Raw genomic sequence first — 15,893 nt, 5'->3', positions numbered from 1 at the left:
GTGGCGGCGTCTTAGTAACTGGCGTTCAGGCTGAAGCCGGCCGTATGGCTGGCCGTGCGGAACAGCTCAGGTTTGCGCACTGGCCAGCCGACAAACGCGTCGTACTGCACGCCCAGCCACTGGCCGCGCAAACCGACGAAGCCGCCCGTCAGGCGCCGCGCAATCAGCCACTCGGCGGATGGTCCCGAGACTTCGCCGTGGTCGAGCCCGGCATACGCCTCTTGGCCGCTACTGCCCAGCGGCATGCCGAGCTCGTTGCGCAACAGCCAGCCACGTTCGGCCGACAGGCTGCTTTCGCCGTCATAGCCGCGCACCGTGTAACGTCCGCCGATGGCAAAGCGGTCCTGCGGCACCAGCGGCGTACGGTTGTGCTGAGTGCGCCAGCTGCCTGTGTAGCGCAGCGGCTGGCCAGCCAGCTTGAACGGCGCCGACAGGGCCGCGTCGGCCAGGAGCAGCTTGAGGCGCGAGGTGCCTTCGCCAAACGCTTCCTCGGGCGCTGCCAGCGCATCCATCGCGCCCGTGCCGCGCCGATATTGCAGATTCAGATCCAGGGTAGCCTGGCCCAGGAATTCGCGATGACCGATACCCAGCTCCCAGCCGGCCATGCGGCGGCGCTGCACTTCCACTTCCGTGTCATCGATGAAGTTTTGCGCGGCGCGCTGCCAGCCGCGCAAGGAAACCGTCGTCTTGCGCGACGCGTCGCGGTACACCAGGCGCGACAACTTGACTTCCTTGTTCTGGCTGGCGCCGCTGTAGTTGTAGTCCTGGCTGATGCCGGCCACGGACTGGTGGTAGTGGCTGTCGCTGACAGTGAAGGCCAGCAGCCAGTAGGCGTAGGGAATCGAATAGTGGGCCACCATGCCGGCCGTGCCGCGTGGGCCGTTGCGGTCGCCGTCGACGTTCTGGTTCAGGCTCAGGTAAAACAGGTCGTTCAGGGTCAGCCAATGGTCATACGACAGGGTCACGCTGCCCTGCAACTTGCCGGTCGAGCGCGAACCGCCATCGTCGAGGCCCAGCGCCAGGCGGAATGGCAAGCCCTGCTTCCATTGAATCTGCAGGTCGCTCTCGCCCGGCTTCGCATTGCCGCCCTCGGCCGGCATGATCTGGATGTCGGCTTCGGCCGTCGGCACGCGCTTGAAGTTTTCCAGCGCCTGCTCCGTATCTCGCACATTGAGCAAGTCGCCGGGCCGCGCCGGCACGGCGTTCCACCAGGTGGCGCGGGGATTGGTGCCGGGTGCAAAGCCGATCTGGCGGATGCGCCCTGGTATCAGGCTCAAGGCCAGGGTGCCACGGCTCAGGTCCTGCGGTTCGGCCAGCACGCGCGTGGTGACATAGCCGCGCGCGATGATGGCGTTTTGCAGCCGCCCCATCAGTACATTGATGGCTTGCGTGCCCAGGCAGCGGCCCAGCGCAGAGTCAGCCGCGCCCAGGTCGTCGCGCCCGGCGGCGTCCAGCGCCCATTGAAACTGCGCGCTGCCCTCGCCGCGCAACACGAGCTGGTCAATCGTAAAACACGGCGACTCGCCTGCGGGCAAGCGGTTGGCGGACACGGTCGCCGGCGTCTCGAGCAGGCGCACGTCGGGATTGCGCTCCTGCTGCTGGCGCAGGAGGCGCTCACGTTCTTGCTGGCGTATCAATTCTTGGCTGGCATCGTCGCGCTGGCTGGCGCCAGGCGTGTTGGGAAGGGGCGGTGCAATTTCGGGACGGGTCTGCGCGGACACGGCGGCACACAAGGTGCCGCTGAACAAAAATACACCGCACCATGGCGTCAAGCGCAGGTGCATATGTTGCCTTACGTAATTATTTTCTTAAGTAGATTATAAAATAATTATTTCTGCATGGCAATTTTATTTATTTCTTGAGAACTTTACCTGTTTGGTAACTGTCTTTCATCTATCGAATTACCACTAGTAAAAAGCCGCGCCGCCTTGTGGCAGCACAACAGGCTATGGGAGCTGGCATCGACGGCATAAAAAAAGCCCTGTAAAAACAGGGCTTTGGCTAACACAGTCATTCAGGCATGCAAAGTTTCCTAAGGAAAACTCACTCCCACTCGATGGTCAATGACGTACCTACGCTCTTAATTTTTCAGTGCTTTCCAAACTATTCGCTAAACGATACCCTCAAAAATACCTGCACCAGAAAAATCCGTTATTGACGGTTTGTCGCGACTGGGATGGGAGACACTAGTCCGCTCGCTCGCACCAGCCAGCCGATTCTTCTTGCGGTGAAGCCTTCGTTTCGGCACATCAGCAATCGCAGCGTTCCGCAGCATTCAAAGGTACGCCAAGGCAGCAGCGCCGCGCTGTCACACTGTCACTCGCACAATATCATGCCCACTATAGCGACAGAGACGAAACAATGACACGCGCTTATCTTTCAACCGCTTTCACCATGTCCCACATCGCCGCCGCTTTTCACCTCTCGAGCAAGACAGTCAGTCGGTCGGGCCGTATCGGCATTTAATAAAGCGCACCTGCTGCAGATCAAGACGGCCAAGGCTGAGATCGTGCACGAATGGCGGAGCTGAACTTGGCTCCCATTCCCAGACCGGACTATTTAATAAAGCAAAGAACGGCTCACTTCACAGTTGGTTTAAGAGGAGGTAATTGCTCCTTACTCCATTGCCAGATGGTCGCGCCATACTGCCAATCCATGGATACAGGCATGATCTCGCCTTGTTCGAAATGACGAAGACTGTCGGCGATGGCAGGGGTAAACCAGTAGCCCGCCTGGGCGGCACGGATTGCCGCCTTCAACACGCAGTTGTCCTGGTACTAATGGCGTGGGTGGCGCTTGTTTATCGAGCTTTCTAGCATAGTCCAGCAGATCCTTGGGGTAGACGATATGATCGCGAAAACTGCGGTCGTCCAGTTCCAAAAGATATACTGCCGCAGCGGCTTCAATCGCCCAATAGCCAAAATACGCGCCACCGTCTTCTCTTATGTTCAAATGACTATCATGCCAGAATGCTTTTTTCATCGATGTGTACCATACTTTCAGGTATTTCTGCACATCCGAAATACTTTCTTCTGGCGTGTCACGATAAAAACTGTTGATGATGTCGCGATATGGCTTATCGTGGTACCACTCATCGACTTCGAAACGGTCTTTGAGCTCATAGGAAAACAAGTCTTCATAGAGCGTATCTTTTCCGGCAAAAGCGCCGTCGAGCATTGCCGCTAATCTTGGCAATAAGTCACGGCGATGTAGCAAATAGCAAAGGCTAATGAGTTGAATTGCGCGTTCGTAATCATCTATTTCGGCAAAACGAAATGGCGGAAATTTCGGTTTTTTTTCATACTCACGATCGAATTTCGTGTATTGCTCGTAAGCCGCTATGACTTTCGAAAGATCATCACGCAAAACATCTAAAGATTCACCGGCCGTATAGTTCAAAAAAAAGTTCTTGCATGTGCTATATGCGATTGCTTCTGAAACACGACTTCGGTCCTCAGCATCGCTATCAGGTGCATTAAGAACCTGCAATAGATTTGGAATGCTTATATCAGTAGCATGTTGAATATCCGCCTCAAAATACTGCTCGCTCAAAAATTGTTGTCTGCGCTTTTCATGAAATTGCATAAGGCTCACCTAAAGAATTTTTATACTTAACAGGTACGCAAAGAAATTTTTTGTAAGTGCCGTTTCGCGCCTGCCTCATCCTAGTTCCGGGAACATTGAATTGAAGCCAATGTATTGAAATATTTTTCGTATTTCCAAGAATGTCGAAGTATTTTACGGCTTAAGTTTCATGGAATTGCATAAGCGGGAATTGTATTCTGTACCCCATTGCCAGATGGTGGCGCCATACTGCGAATCCGCGGATACAGGCATAACCGCGCCTTGTTCGAAATGACGGCGACTGTCGGGGATGGCAGGGGTGAACCAGTAGCCGGTTTGGGGGCATGGATTGCCGCCTTCAACAAGCAGTTTTTCTGGCGCTGAGGGCGCCAGTGGTGCTTGTTTATCGAGCTTTCTTGCGTAATCCAGCAAGTCTTTTGGATACACGATGTGATCGCGGAAACTGCGGTCGTCCAGTTCCAAAAGATATACTGCCGCAGCGGCTTCAATTGCCCAATAGCCAAAATACGCGCCGCAACCTTCTGCGTTCATGCTCAAATGACTGTCGTGCCACGGCGCTTTTTTCATAGACTTGTACCAAGCCTTCAGATAGGCTTCGATGTCCCGAATGCTTTCCTCTGCCGTATCACGATAAAAGCTATTGATGATATTGCGATAGGGCGCGTCGTGGTACCACTCGTCGACTTCGTAACGATCCTTGAGTTCATAGGCAAACAAATCCTCATAGAGCGTATCTTTACCGGCAAATGCGCCGTCAAGCATCGCTGCCAATCGTGGTAATAGGTCACGGCGATGTAGAAGATAGCAAAGGCCAATGAGTTGCATTGCGCGCTCGTAATCGTCTATTTCGGCGAAGCGCAGAGGCGGAAACGCTGAGTCGTGTTCATACTCCCTAACATATTTAGTTGATTGCTCATGAACCTTTATAACTTCGGTAAGGTTCTCACGCAACACATCCAATGATTCGCCTGCGGTGTAGCTCAATAAATAATTTGTAATTGCATAGTCGGCGATTGCTGCTGACACAAGACTGCGGCCTAGTGCATCATTACTTGGATCGCCTAATTCGCGTGAAAATTCCGCTTGTGCAGTAGTGATAAAAAAAGTCGTCGTTTTTTCAAAAGCCGTTTCATTTAAGAATTGCTGCCTACGTTTTTCATGAAATTGCATAATATTCACCTAATTAATATCGGTACTAGATGCGGAATTTTTCTATGGCTCAAGTGCCAAACCAATTTTAGTATGTTTATGATTAACAGCCGCTTTCACTTCTTGTTCGTCGTGACGATGCGTTGATGGTATATCGTGATCGGCATGTTTCTCGTGTTTCTCTCGTTCATCCTCCAGCAATGCCTTCTCATGCGCTGCGGCTGAAGGTAGATAAAATGGCGTATAGAATAAATGGCGAGAGTAGACTTTCGTTCGCTTACTAATTATTTCTAAAGCAATTGCCTTATCCTCAACTGCAATGCGGATATTTTTTGAAATCCACTCCTGACTCATCTGCACAAGAGGTTGCTCCGTATTACTCTTCGATGTAGTTGACGCGACACCAACCGGCGCATCCTGCTTCGACTGCGCTTGCTTGCCGCCACCCGAAGGCTTCCCATTCCCCTTACCTCCTTTTCCACCTGGCTTTCCGCCCGGTTTGCCGCCTGGTTTCCCCGCCCCGGCGGAATCGCTGCCCTCGCTCGTATCCGGCTCCAGCAATTCCTCAGACTTTGGCAGCGCCGCGTCCTTGATCCGCTTGGCATTGTCCAGCAGTTTGCCTTTCACGTCCGGCTTACGGGAGGCGTTCTTTGGTGCCTTTCCCACGATCGACGCTTTCGATTCCACGATCGCATACGGCTTGCCGCCATTGTGCGGGTCTCCCATTTGCACTTTCCACACAGCATCAATCCCTGTGCCATGCGCGTTCAGGGCGAACAATGGATTGAGCCGGGACGCTTCGTTGAGTTTGCCAGGAAAGGTCTTGCTGGGCATTTCTTTCCATTCGCCCTGCATGCCCATGTCGTGTCGGCTCCATCCCCTGCCCCAGCCGTATTTTTCATACAGAAAATAATCGGTAATATGCTCACCGACAATGCCGGTCTGGCTTTTGCTCAAGCCCTCGATGACGTTCGTACCAATCGAGGCATTGACCGTATTGTTCGATGTGGTATGCGTGGGCGCATTGTGGCCGGCTTCGGCGACTTTGGGATCCTTCTTTTCCGGCTTCTTTTCCACCGGATTGACCTTGCCTTGCGGGCCGGTCGCTTGCGTCGCATTGTTGCGTTGCTCACCACGCTTCGAGGTCTAGCCGACCGCACACCTATCGGCGCGCCACCAAGCGACGAAGCGGGCGGCAATTGGGCTCCGCGATCATAGAAGGCTGCTCGGAGCTAACATCGGCCCACCGCTCCGGCGTATATGTTATTGCTCGCTTCATCAACTCCCCCGTGGGAGAAGTTTACCAAACAGGAGTGGCCGAAAAAGTCTGGGTACCTCACCCCTCTGTTCGCTTATGGCGGTAATTGCTCACTACTCCATTGCCAGATGGTCGCGCCATACTGCGAATCCATGGATACAGGCATGATCTCGCCTTGTTCAAAATGACGAAGACTGCCGGGTATAGCAGGGGTGAACCAGTAGCCGGTTTGGGGGCATGGGTTGCCGCCTTCAACACGCAGTTTTTCGGGTACCAAAAATGTAGATATGGCTTGTTTATCGAACTGCCTGGCAAAATCCACCAGGTCTTTTGGATAGACAATGTGATTACGGAAGCTGCTGTCTTTGATATTATAGAGATAAACAATTGCGGCGGCCTCGATTGCCCAATAACCAAAATAGGCGCCACCATCTTCTCTCACGTCCAAGTGACTATCGTGCCAACCAGCGTTCTTCATAGAAGCGTACCAAACTTTTAGGTACTGCTCCATTTTGGCAATCTTTGCTTCTGAATCTTCCTCGTCCGTCGCATTGAGAAGATGCAGGTATGGCAATTGGTGATACCAGGCATCAAGAAACGGGCGATCTGGCAAATCATGTCCAATCAATTCTTCATACATCGCATCTTTCCGGTCATAGACGGAGTTAGAGATTAAGGAATGGATGCGTGGAATAAGTTCGCGTTGATGCAATAAAATAGCTAAACCAACGAGTTGGATGATTCGTTCAAAATCATCTATTTCTTGAAACCCGAAATTTGGTGAATCAGAGCTTTTTGTATACTCACGATAATATCGTGAGGCACGTTCGTATGCCTCAACAACCGAAATAAAACTATCACGCAAAACTGCTATTGATTCGCCTGCCGTGTAATTTAAAAAAAAGTTCTTGCATGTAATATATGCGATTACTCCTGAAACGCGACTTCGATCCTCTGCATCGCTATCAGCGGCATTAAGAACTTGCAATAGACCTGGAATGCTTATGTCAAGCGCATGTTGAATATCCGCCTCAAAATACTGCTCACTCAAAAATTGTTGTCTGCGCTTTTCATGAAATTGCATAAGGCTCACCTAAAGAATTTTCATATTGGACAGGTACGCAAAGAAATTTTTTGCAAGTGCCGTTTCGCGCCTGCCTCATCCTAGTTCCGGGAACATTGAATTGGAGTCAATGCATTGAAATATTTTCGTATTTCCAAGAATCTCGAAGTATTTTACGGCTCAAGTTTCATAGAATTGCATAAGCGGGAATTGTATTCTGTACTCAATTGCCAGATGGTGGCGCCATACTTCGAATCTGCGGATGTCTGCATACAAAATAGCTGTTTGGTTATCAACTTATTGGCTTATTAGCTTATTGATGGTTTTTCTCCTTCCAACAATGGGATCGTCCATTCATTGCTCAGTATACCATTGCCAAATAGTCACGCCATACTGTGAATCGGCGGATACCGGCATGATCTCGCCTTGTTCGAAATGACGAAGACTATCTGCAATGGCAGGCGTGAACCAGAAGCCTTTTTGGGGACATAGTTTACCGCCTTCAACACGCAGTTTTTCTACCGCCAAGAACGTAGGCGTTGCCTGTTTATCGAGATCCTTGGCGTAGTCCACCAAGTCTTTGGGGTATACGATGTGATCTCGAAAACTGCGGTCATCCAAATCCAAAAGATACACCGCAGCTGCTGCTTCAATGGCCCAGTAACCGCTATATGCGCCACCGGCCTCGCTAGTATCTAAATGACTGTCGTGCCATGGAGCTTTCTTCATTGACTGGTACCAAGCCTTCAGATATCTGTCAATATCCATAATACTTTCTTCCGGCGCTTCCCGATAAAAGCTGTTAATCAGGTCACGATACGGCTTATCGTGGTACCACTCGTCGACTTCATAACGATCTTTGAGTTCATATGCAAACAAGTCTTCATAGAGCGTATCTTTGCCCGCAAAAGCGCCATCGAGCATTGCTGCCAATCGTGGCAACAAGTCGCGGCGATGCAGTAGGTAGCACAACCCAATGAGTTGCATTGCGCGCTCGTAATCGTCTATTTCGGAAAAGCGAAGCGGCGGAAAATTAGGATCGTTTGAATATTCTCGTTCGTATTTTGTGTTCAGCTCGAAAGCCTCAATAACTTTAGTCAAATCATCGCGAAAAGTATCTATCGGCTCACCGCCCGTGTACTTAAGAATAAATAGATCAAATGTTTGATTCGCAGCATCGATTGATGCCAATGTTCGACCAAATACTTCCGAGCCAGCATTGGCAGGAATATGATCGCGCCAATGCAAAATTGTTTTTTCTATGAAGTCCGCAAAGAAATTATAATAGCTTTCGCTTAAAAATTGTTGCCTTCGTTTTTCATGGAATTGCATGTTGTGTACCTAATTAGATTTCATTAAAATAGTTTATACTCTTATGACTCAAATTTTAAGCTCAACTTTGCAAGCTTGTGATTAACGGCTGCCTTCACTTCTTGTTCATCGTGCCGGTGCGTGGATGGAATATCGTGATTGGCATGTTTCTCGGGCTTGCCTCGCTCATCCTCAAGCAACGCCTTCTCATGTTCTGCGGCCGAAGGCAGATAGAACGGAGTATAGAAAAGGTGACGCGAATACCCGAATTGTTTGATATCAACTTCGAGAACGCGGCCGACTGCCGAGAATAGATTTTTACCTATCCACCGATGACTCATCTGCACGAGTGGCTGCTCTGCTCCGCTACTCTTCGATGCCGGCGATATACCGGCACTTGGCGCATCCCGCTTCGGCTGCGCTTGCTTGCCGCCTGAAGGCTTTCCGCCCCCTCCTTTCCCGCCCGGTTTGCCGCCTGGTTTCCCCGCCCCGGCGGAATCGCTGCCCTCGCTCGTATCCGGCTCCAGCAATTCCTCAGACTTTGGCAGCGCCGCGTCCTTGATCCGCTTGGCATTGTCCAACAGCTTGCCTTTCACGCCCGGCTTACGGGAGGCATTCTTCGGTGCCGTTCCCACCCTTGACGCTTTCGATTCCACGATCGCATACGGCTTGCCGCCATTGTGCGGGTCTCCCATTTGCACTTTCCACACAGCATCAATCCCTGTGCCATGCGCGTTCAGGGCGAACAATGGATTGAGCCGGGACGCTTCGTTGAGTTTGCCAGGAAAGGTCTTGCTGGGCATTTCTTTCTATTCGCCCTGCATGCCCATGTCGTGTCGGCTCCATCCCCTGCCCCAGCCGTATTTTTCATACAGAAAATAATCGGTAATATGCTCACCGACAATGCCGGTCTGGCTTTTGCTCAAGCCCTCGATGACGTTCGTACCAATCGAGGCATTGACCGTATTGTTCGATGTGGTATGTGTGGGCGCATTGTGGCCGGCTTCGGCGACTTTGGGATCCTTCTTTTCCGGCTTCTTTTCCACCGGATTGACCTTGCCTTGCGGCCCGGTCGCTTGCGCCGCATTGTTGCGTTGCTCACCACGCTTCGAGGTCTAGCCGACCGCACCACCTATCGGCGCGCCACCAAGCGACGATGCAGGCGGCAATTGGGCTCCGCGATCATAGAAGGCTGTTCGGAGCTTACATCGGCCCACCGCTGCTCACCGCTCCGGGGTGTATGTTATTGCTCGCTTCATCAATTCCCCCGTGGGAAAAGTTTACCAAACAGGAGTGGCCGAAAAAGTCTGGGTACCTCACCCCTCTGTTCGCTTATAACGGTAATTGCTTACTACTCCATTGCCAGATGGTCGCGCCATACTGCGAATCCGCAGATACAGGCATGACCGCGCCTTGTTCGAAATGACGGCGACTGTCGGGGATGGCAGGGGTGAACCAGTAGCCGGTTTGGGGGCATGGGTTGCCGCCTTCAACACGCAGTTTTTCGGGTACCAAAAATGTAGATATGGCTTGTTTATCGAACTCCCTGGCAAAATCCACCAAGTCTTTTGGATAGACAATGTGGTCACGAAAACTGCTGTCGTTGATGTCGTAGAGATAAACAATTGCGGCGGCCTCAATTGCCCAGTACCCGAAATAGGCGCCACCTTCCTCTGTCATTGAAAAATGACTATCATGCCATGGCGTCTTTTCCATCGACTTGTACCAAATTTTAAGATACTGCTGCATTTGGTCTATTTTTTCTTGGGAGCTTTCCAAGTCAGTTGCGCTGAGGAGGTGTAGATAGGGGAATTGGTGATACCAAGCCTCTAAATAAGGACGATCAGCTATATCATGGCTGACAAGTTCCTCATACATCGCATCTTGCCCGTCATAGGCCGAATTGGCAACTAAGGAATGAATGCGGGGTATCAGCTCGCGTCGATGCAACAATATGGCCAAGCCAAGTAGCTGAACAATTCTTTCAAAGTCATCGATTTCTTGGAAGGCAAACACAGGAAAATCTTCTTTTTCTTGGAAATCTCGCTTATATCTGGCGGATATTTCATAGGCCTCGACTACGCCGACGAGCTCGTCGCGCAATAGATCTAGCGATTCCCCGCCTGTGTATCGAAGCAAGAAAAGGTCGCAAGTTTGCCCGGCAACATCTGCCGCAGCGAGCGATCTTGCGAGTGCTTCCGTTTCTATGTCTGGAGGCAAATTATGCTTCCAATATTCAATTGCCTTTTTTATCGAGTTACAAAAAAACGAAAAATAATGTTCGCTTAAGAATTGCTGCCTACGTTTTTCATGAAATTGCATAGTTCTTAGCCAATAAGTAAAGATTAATCAAGCGCGCTCATGATTCAGACTTTAAGCCAAGTTTGGCATACTTGTGATTAACTGCCGCTTTCACTTCTTGTTCATCGTGTCGATGTGTGGATGGGATGTCGTGATCGGTGTGTTTCTCGTGCTTGTCACGTTCGTCCTTCAGCAACGCCTTCTCATGTTCTGCGGCCGAAGGCAGGTAGAACGGCGTATAGAAAAGATGGCGCGAATAACCATTTCTCTTTATATCCTCCGCTAATTCATGTCCAACGGCGCTCTTGATGTTCTTCACAATCCAAGCGCGACTCATCTGTACAATAATTTCGCTCGATGTTCCTGTGTTCGATGCTGCCGGCGCTTTTGTTGCTGGCGCGTTTTCCTTTGGTTTTACTCCAGCACGTCCAGGTCTGCCAGGGCGTCCACCACCAGTCGGAACTGGCGATCCATTTGGCTCACCTTCGCTGGTATCCGGTTCGAGCAATTCTTCAGTTTTCGGCAGCGCCGCGTCCCTGATCCGCTTGGCATTGTCCAACAGCTTGCCTTTCACGCCCGGCTTACGGGAGGCGTTCTTTGGTGCCTTTCCCACCCTTGACGCTTTCGATTCCACGATCGCGTACGGCTTGCCGCCATTGTGCGGGTCTCCCATTTGCACTTTCCACACAGCATCAATCCCTGTGCCATGCGCGTTCAGGGCGAACAATGGATTGAGCCGGGACGCTTCGTTGAGTTTGCCAGGAAAGGTCTTGCTGGGCATTTCTTTCCATTCGCCCTGCATGCCCATGTCGTGTCGGCTCCATCCCCTGCCCCAGCCGTATTTTTCATACAGAAAATAATCGGTAATATGCTCACCGACAATGCCGGTCTGGCTTTTGCTCAAGCCCTCGATGACGTTCGTACCAATCGAGGCATTGACCGTATTGTTCGATGTGGTATGTGTGGGCGCATTGTGGCCGGCTTCGGCGACTTTGGGATCCTTCTTTTCCGGCTTCTTTTCCACCGGATTGACCTTGCCTTGCGGCCCGGTCGCTTGCGCCGCATTGTTGCGTTGCTTGGTCTTCCAGTGGGTCAACTTGAGCGTGACAAGCATCACCATGGCCGGCAACTGGGCGCGCACCGTGCTCATGCAGGTGCTCAAGGCGAGCCGTCCTTCGGCGGGCAGGTCGTCGTAAAGCCACGAACCTTCGATCGCGCTCTGGACTGTGCCCAGCTGCTTTTTCAGGCCGGCCGCATCGAATAATTTGTCGAGCAAGAATTCCGGGCTGGTGTGGATGCCGACCTTGTCGCAGACCATGCGCAGCACGTCGAACAGAATCGGCGCGAAGCGCTCCGGATGCTTGTTGACGATGCGGATGGTCTTCTTGACGCCGCCGCCCGCGCCCGGTATCCAGCCCACCAGCGCCAGGACCAGGTCGAATTTGGCTTCCATCTGATCTTCCGCCGTGGTGCTATTGTGGAGCGTCAGCATGCAGTCGATGGTGTCGTAGATATTGATCGCCTGGCCCAGGAAGGGGACGAGTCCGGTGGCGACGGCGACGCCGATCTCTTCGATGGCGCTGGTGATGGCCGCGCTGTCGGTTTGTGTCTCGCCCGCTTGAGGGGTGGTGGTCGCAGGTGCGTCGCTCATTGGATATCCCTTCCAACCATGCTGTACAGCAGTGACTCGACATCGTCTGGATCGGTGGGTTGGCCGTGTTTTTTCAAGTCGTTTTGCACGTTTTCCAAGGTGGTCTTTCCGGCGTCTTTGGGGCTGTCTGCCGTGAACGGTTTAGGGTCTTCGCCAAAATAGACCTTGACCGCGCCCTGCGGAATGTTTTCCAGGCGGGCGTGGCCTTTGGCGTCGAGCTTGCCGACACATGCGGTGCCATCAGCGAATTCGGCCCGGTACGCGCCACCTGCGACAGGCGTCAAGTCCGGCCAGTGATGGTTGAATTCGATGAAGTTCTTGATCTGATCAATCTTCGGTAGCGGTGGCAGGATGGAAGTAGAGGCAGAAGGCCCAGCCAGCTCCTTCATGCTGGCCTTGAACGTCATCGCCCCTGGTCCGTGGATCATGATGTTGCCGCCTTCGAGCTTGATATAGGCGTCTTGTGAGGTCAACAGCACATGCTCCTTGGCCGCCACGGTGACGCTCTTGGTCATGCTCGCCACCGTGATGGCCTTGTCGGCCGTGATGCGCGTCTCGTCCGACTGGCTCTGGCTGGACACCTTGCCGCTGGCCGCGTGCAGCATGATGCCCGTTTCCTGGTTCGGCTTGTCCTTGCTGTCCGCCTTGCCGTACGTGAACAGACTGATGCCGGCCTTGACCGCATACAGGCTGTTGCCCTGGGCCGCAAAGTTGATGTCCTGACCGGCCGTAATGCTACTGGTGTTGCCTGCGATGATGATCGCGTCGGCCGGGGTGGTCGCCGCGATGCCGGCGGGGCTCGACAACTGCAGATGCGGTTCGGCGTAGGCCGTCACCTTGCCGGAGCCGCCGGCACCGTCGCCGCTTGACGTGTTGCCCTCCATCGTTTCGATGACGCTGACGCTGTGCGCCATCTGCGCAATCGATGGCAACTTCTCGGGCGCTGGCTCGGCCTGGCCCTTGTCGTCCTTGAGCGTGGCATTGTGCTTTTGCGCCGTTGTCGCAAGCGCCGTCTGCAATTGCAGGCTTTGGTCGATCTGTACCTTGGCCTCGCGCGAATCGAGTTGGCTACCGTTGGCATTGAGCCGTGCGTCGGTAGACAGCAGCAGGCCGGAACCGGCTCGAATGGCGGCGCCATGTTCCGTTTTGAGCTCGGCACCGAATCCGACAGGGCTGAGACGCTGGTTGTCGCTCTGGTGACGCAAATGCCCCATGTTCAGTTCGGCAGTGCCTTGGTGCGGGTTGGCGTGGCGTTGCAGCGCCACGCGCGACTGACCCGCCGTATCGTCAAATACCAGTTGGCTGTAGGCACCTGCGCCATTTTGACTGGTGTTCATTGCCTGTGTCTTGAATCCCGACAGCACAGCTGGATGCGCGTGCGCGCCAGAGTCGCCCGGGAACCATGCTGGCGCGTTGCCAGTCGAAACGCCGGCACCCTGTGCCACCTGATTGTGCTGAGCGTTGTCCTGGCCTTTGCCGTTGTACAGGCTGCCAATGACCACTGGACGGTCAATGTCGCCGTCAAGGAAATCGATCACCACTTCACTGCCGATGCGTGGCACGGCGACCGAGCCCCAGTTGGCGCCCGCGACCGGCGCCATCGGCGTGGATATGCGCACCCATGTGCCGGCCTTTTCGTTTGCGGGCGCACCTGCCTGCCCCTCGGGCGAAGGATGGTTCAGGCGGCTGTGGCTCAGATCGCTCTCACCCGTTCCACGTTGCCAATGGAACTGCACCTTGATGCGATGATCACGATCCGTGTAGGTTGCCGCGCCGGCTGGTCCGACCACGATTGCGGTCTGCTGTCCATGGACGGTGGGCCGCGGATTCAGGAGTTGGCCATGTCCATCCTGCCCGCTGCTGCGATAGGGTGTCTTGCTGCGGATGGCGTCGATGCGGTTGCGGTAGACGGGACGTTCGCCCTTCTCCGCGCCCACTGCATGCAGACTATTCTTGCGCTCTTTCTGAATAAGGACGTCGAGTACGCTCTGGCCCAGTCGTTCGGTGATTTCTGTCTTCGCCTCGGTACTCAGGTTGTTGTGGGCGAGGTGCACCACGCGCACGATGACGAAGGTGCGTGCGTCGTCGCCGCCGCTGACACTGGCAGCATCGAGTTGCGATTGCCCATGGAGAGTGATGGTCGTGCCTGCAGAGAGCGTGCGCACGGTACCTGCGCCGATGTGCGTCTCACGCATCGCGTCCAGCGCCTGCATCTGGTTGTCCGCGATACGCTGGCCCTGCTTCATCGACTCGTAGGCGTATGCGCCGGGAGTGTCGCGGCTGACCAGCGGGTTTCCGCCATGACCATTGGCGCTGACCGAGCTCACCGGGCGCGATCCGGTCGTGCGGTAATCCCAACTCGACAACTCGATGGCGTTCGTTTGCAGGCGCACGCTGGTGCGCCAGCGGTCCATGCTGTCCTCTTTCATCACGGCGCCAGGCTGCGTGAAATTGATCGTGGCCTGAGCATTTGGTTTGAAACAGCCATTATGGTCGGCGATGACCATGGTGTGGGAGCCAAGGATGGCGCTTTCAGCATTGCCGATGTGCTCGAAATAGTAAAACAAGCCCTCTTCCCGCATCAGGCGTTCGGCGAACGCCATATTACTTTCCTGATACTGGCAAGTCAGCGATCTGATCGGATACACGTCTCTGTCGAGGATGTCGTAGCGCCACGCCGGCACCAAGGATCCCACGTTCTGCCAACCACCGAAGATCGCATCGAGGATGTCGAATACAGTTTTGTCTTGGAATATTCGGCTATCGCGGCCATGAGCCAGGAATGCGTACCAGGGGCCAATTGTGAACACGTAGCGCGCGAAACCGCCGTCAGCACCGGCCCGTTCGGCCGACGTGATATGGCCATGGAATGGGCGTTTGTCATCGCGACTCGTGGCCGTGAGCAGTTCAAGCAGAACCGGCTGCCCGTGCAACGATTTGAGAGACATTCCCGCGTCGGTCGAGAGCGCAGTGACCTTGAATTCATAGCACTGGCTAAGTCCTTCCTCGCCGCGAAAGCATTCGGCAAGAAGCTTGTCGCGGCCAATAGGCGTGCTGAACGCAAGCACGCGTGTATCTTGAGTGAAGCTGTTGAGCAGCGCTGACATAGGGGGAGATGCTCCTGGGATGCGAATCGATCGCATCTTGATATTGGGGTCGAAAAATCCAAGTTTGCATTAGATCACAGAAATGTTATCTTTCTAATTACAATTAGACGATCCAGTTTGCTTGGCGTCAAGAACATTGCGTATTGGCCCACATGCAACTAGAGAACGCGAACAGGTGCCCAGACAACGGATCTTGGTGCATGACATGTTTCACTAGGGCGTGGAGACCGTCGAACGACAGGCACGTGTTGACCGGCTGGCGTCGCATACGGAACGCAACTCGTTATGCGTAATCTCATGTAGCGTGAGACTACCAAATGGGCGTTTCAGATCGCGTTCGTACACCACACGCCGCATGTCGCGCGTCGCGCGTCGATTCCGCCAAGTTGAGTCCCCTTAAGAATACCCACAAAAAAGCGTGCTTGGTTCTGCCATGAGATGCTTGGGGTTACCAAACAAAATAAAAAA

11 protein-coding genes are annotated in these 15,893 nt (G+C 53.5%); all 11 read right to left on the bottom strand.

Going from position 1 to position 15,893, the window contains the following annotated elements; genetic code table 11:
- Positions 1-11: 11 nt before the first annotated feature.
- Positions 12-1,784, bottom strand: a complete 1,773-nt coding sequence (locus KO539_RS17165; RefSeq protein WP_219310682.1) for a ShlB/FhaC/HecB family hemolysin secretion/activation protein — start codon at positions 1,782-1,784, stop codon at positions 12-14.
- Between the two features lie 832 nt (positions 1,785-2,616).
- Positions 2,617-3,585 carry a PoNe immunity protein domain-containing protein gene (locus tag KO539_RS17160; RefSeq protein ID WP_219310681.1) on the bottom strand — a complete coding sequence of 323 codons (969 nt, stop codon included), beginning with the start codon at positions 3,583-3,585 and terminating at the stop codon, positions 2,617-2,619.
- A 153-nt stretch (positions 3,586-3,738) separates the two neighbouring features.
- The gene (locus tag KO539_RS17155; RefSeq protein WP_219310680.1) at positions 3,739-4,755 is read right to left on the bottom strand and encodes a PoNe immunity protein domain-containing protein; all 1,017 of its coding nucleotides are present in this window, start codon (positions 4,753-4,755) and stop codon (positions 3,739-3,741) included.
- Positions 4,756-4,797: 42 nt separating this feature from the next.
- Positions 4,798-5,811, bottom strand: coding sequence for a hypothetical protein (locus KO539_RS17150; protein ID WP_219310679.1), 1,014 nt, complete (start codon positions 5,809-5,811; stop codon positions 4,798-4,800).
- Between the two features lie 275 nt (positions 5,812-6,086).
- Positions 6,087-7,076: a PoNe immunity protein domain-containing protein gene (locus tag KO539_RS17145; RefSeq protein ID WP_219310678.1), complete on the bottom strand. Its 990-nt coding sequence runs from the start codon at positions 7,074-7,076 to the stop codon at positions 6,087-6,089.
- Positions 7,077-7,409: 333 nt separating this feature from the next.
- The gene (locus tag KO539_RS17140) at positions 7,410-8,387 is read right to left on the bottom strand and encodes a PoNe immunity protein domain-containing protein (protein WP_219310677.1); all 978 of its coding nucleotides are present in this window, start codon (positions 8,385-8,387) and stop codon (positions 7,410-7,412) included.
- A gap of 41 nt (positions 8,388-8,428) precedes the next feature.
- A complete protein-coding gene (locus KO539_RS17135; RefSeq protein ID WP_219310676.1) occupies positions 8,429-9,169 on the bottom strand; it encodes a hypothetical protein in 741 nt (246 codons plus the stop codon).
- Positions 9,170-9,175: 6 nt separating this feature from the next.
- The gene (locus tag KO539_RS17130) at positions 9,176-9,412 is read right to left on the bottom strand and encodes a hypothetical protein (RefSeq protein WP_219310675.1); all 237 of its coding nucleotides are present in this window, start codon (positions 9,410-9,412) and stop codon (positions 9,176-9,178) included.
- A 286-nt stretch (positions 9,413-9,698) separates the two neighbouring features.
- Complete coding sequence (locus KO539_RS17125) at positions 9,699-10,688, bottom strand: PoNe immunity protein domain-containing protein (protein ID WP_219310674.1); 990 nt, start codon at positions 10,686-10,688, stop codon at positions 9,699-9,701.
- Between the two features lie 37 nt (positions 10,689-10,725).
- The gene (locus KO539_RS17120; protein WP_219310673.1) at positions 10,726-12,318 is read right to left on the bottom strand and encodes a hypothetical protein; all 1,593 of its coding nucleotides are present in this window, start codon (positions 12,316-12,318) and stop codon (positions 10,726-10,728) included.
- A complete protein-coding gene (locus tag KO539_RS17115; protein ID WP_219310672.1) occupies positions 12,315-15,425 on the bottom strand; it encodes a type VI secretion system Vgr family protein in 3,111 nt (1,036 codons plus the stop codon). The genes KO539_RS17120 and KO539_RS17115 overlap by 4 nt, the downstream gene beginning before the upstream one ends.
- Positions 15,426-15,893 lie beyond the last annotated feature (468 nt).

It is taken from the genome of Janthinobacterium sp. NKUCC06_STL (assembly GCF_019345455.1).
Classification (GTDB): Bacteria; Pseudomonadota; Gammaproteobacteria; order Burkholderiales; family Burkholderiaceae_D; genus Janthinobacterium; species Janthinobacterium rivuli.
The sequence above is the reverse complement of the archived record's forward strand: the minus strand, read 5'-3'. Positions and strand labels throughout refer to the sequence as shown.

Excerpts from the sequence above, each read along its gene's own strand:
- KO539_RS17125 (WP_219310674.1), bottom strand. The coding sequence starts at position 10,688 with ATGCAATTTCATGAAAAACGTAGGCAGCAATTCTTAAGCGAACATTAT.
- KO539_RS17115 (WP_219310672.1), bottom strand. The coding sequence starts at position 15,425 with ATGTCAGCGCTGCTCAACAGCTTCACTCAAGATACACGCGTGCTTGCG.
- KO539_RS17120 (WP_219310673.1), bottom strand. The coding sequence starts at position 12,318 with ATGAGCGACGCACCTGCGACCACCACCCCTCAAGCGGGCGAGACACAA.
- KO539_RS17140 (WP_219310677.1), bottom strand. The coding sequence starts at position 8,387 with ATGCAATTCCATGAAAAACGAAGGCAACAATTTTTAAGCGAAAGCTAT.
- KO539_RS17155 (WP_219310680.1), bottom strand. The coding sequence starts at position 4,755 with ATGCAATTTCATGAAAAACGTAGGCAGCAATTCTTAAATGAAACGGCT.
- KO539_RS17135 (WP_219310676.1), bottom strand. The coding sequence starts at position 9,169 with ATGCCCAGCAAGACCTTTCCTGGCAAACTCAACGAAGCGTCCCGGCTC.
- KO539_RS17160 (WP_219310681.1), bottom strand. The coding sequence starts at position 3,585 with ATGCAATTTCATGAAAAGCGCAGACAACAATTTTTGAGCGAGCAGTAT.
- KO539_RS17145 (WP_219310678.1), bottom strand. The coding sequence starts at position 7,076 with ATGCAATTTCATGAAAAGCGCAGACAACAATTTTTGAGTGAGCAGTAT.
- KO539_RS17165 (WP_219310682.1), bottom strand. The coding sequence starts at position 1,784 with ATGCACCTGCGCTTGACGCCATGGTGCGGTGTATTTTTGTTCAGCGGC.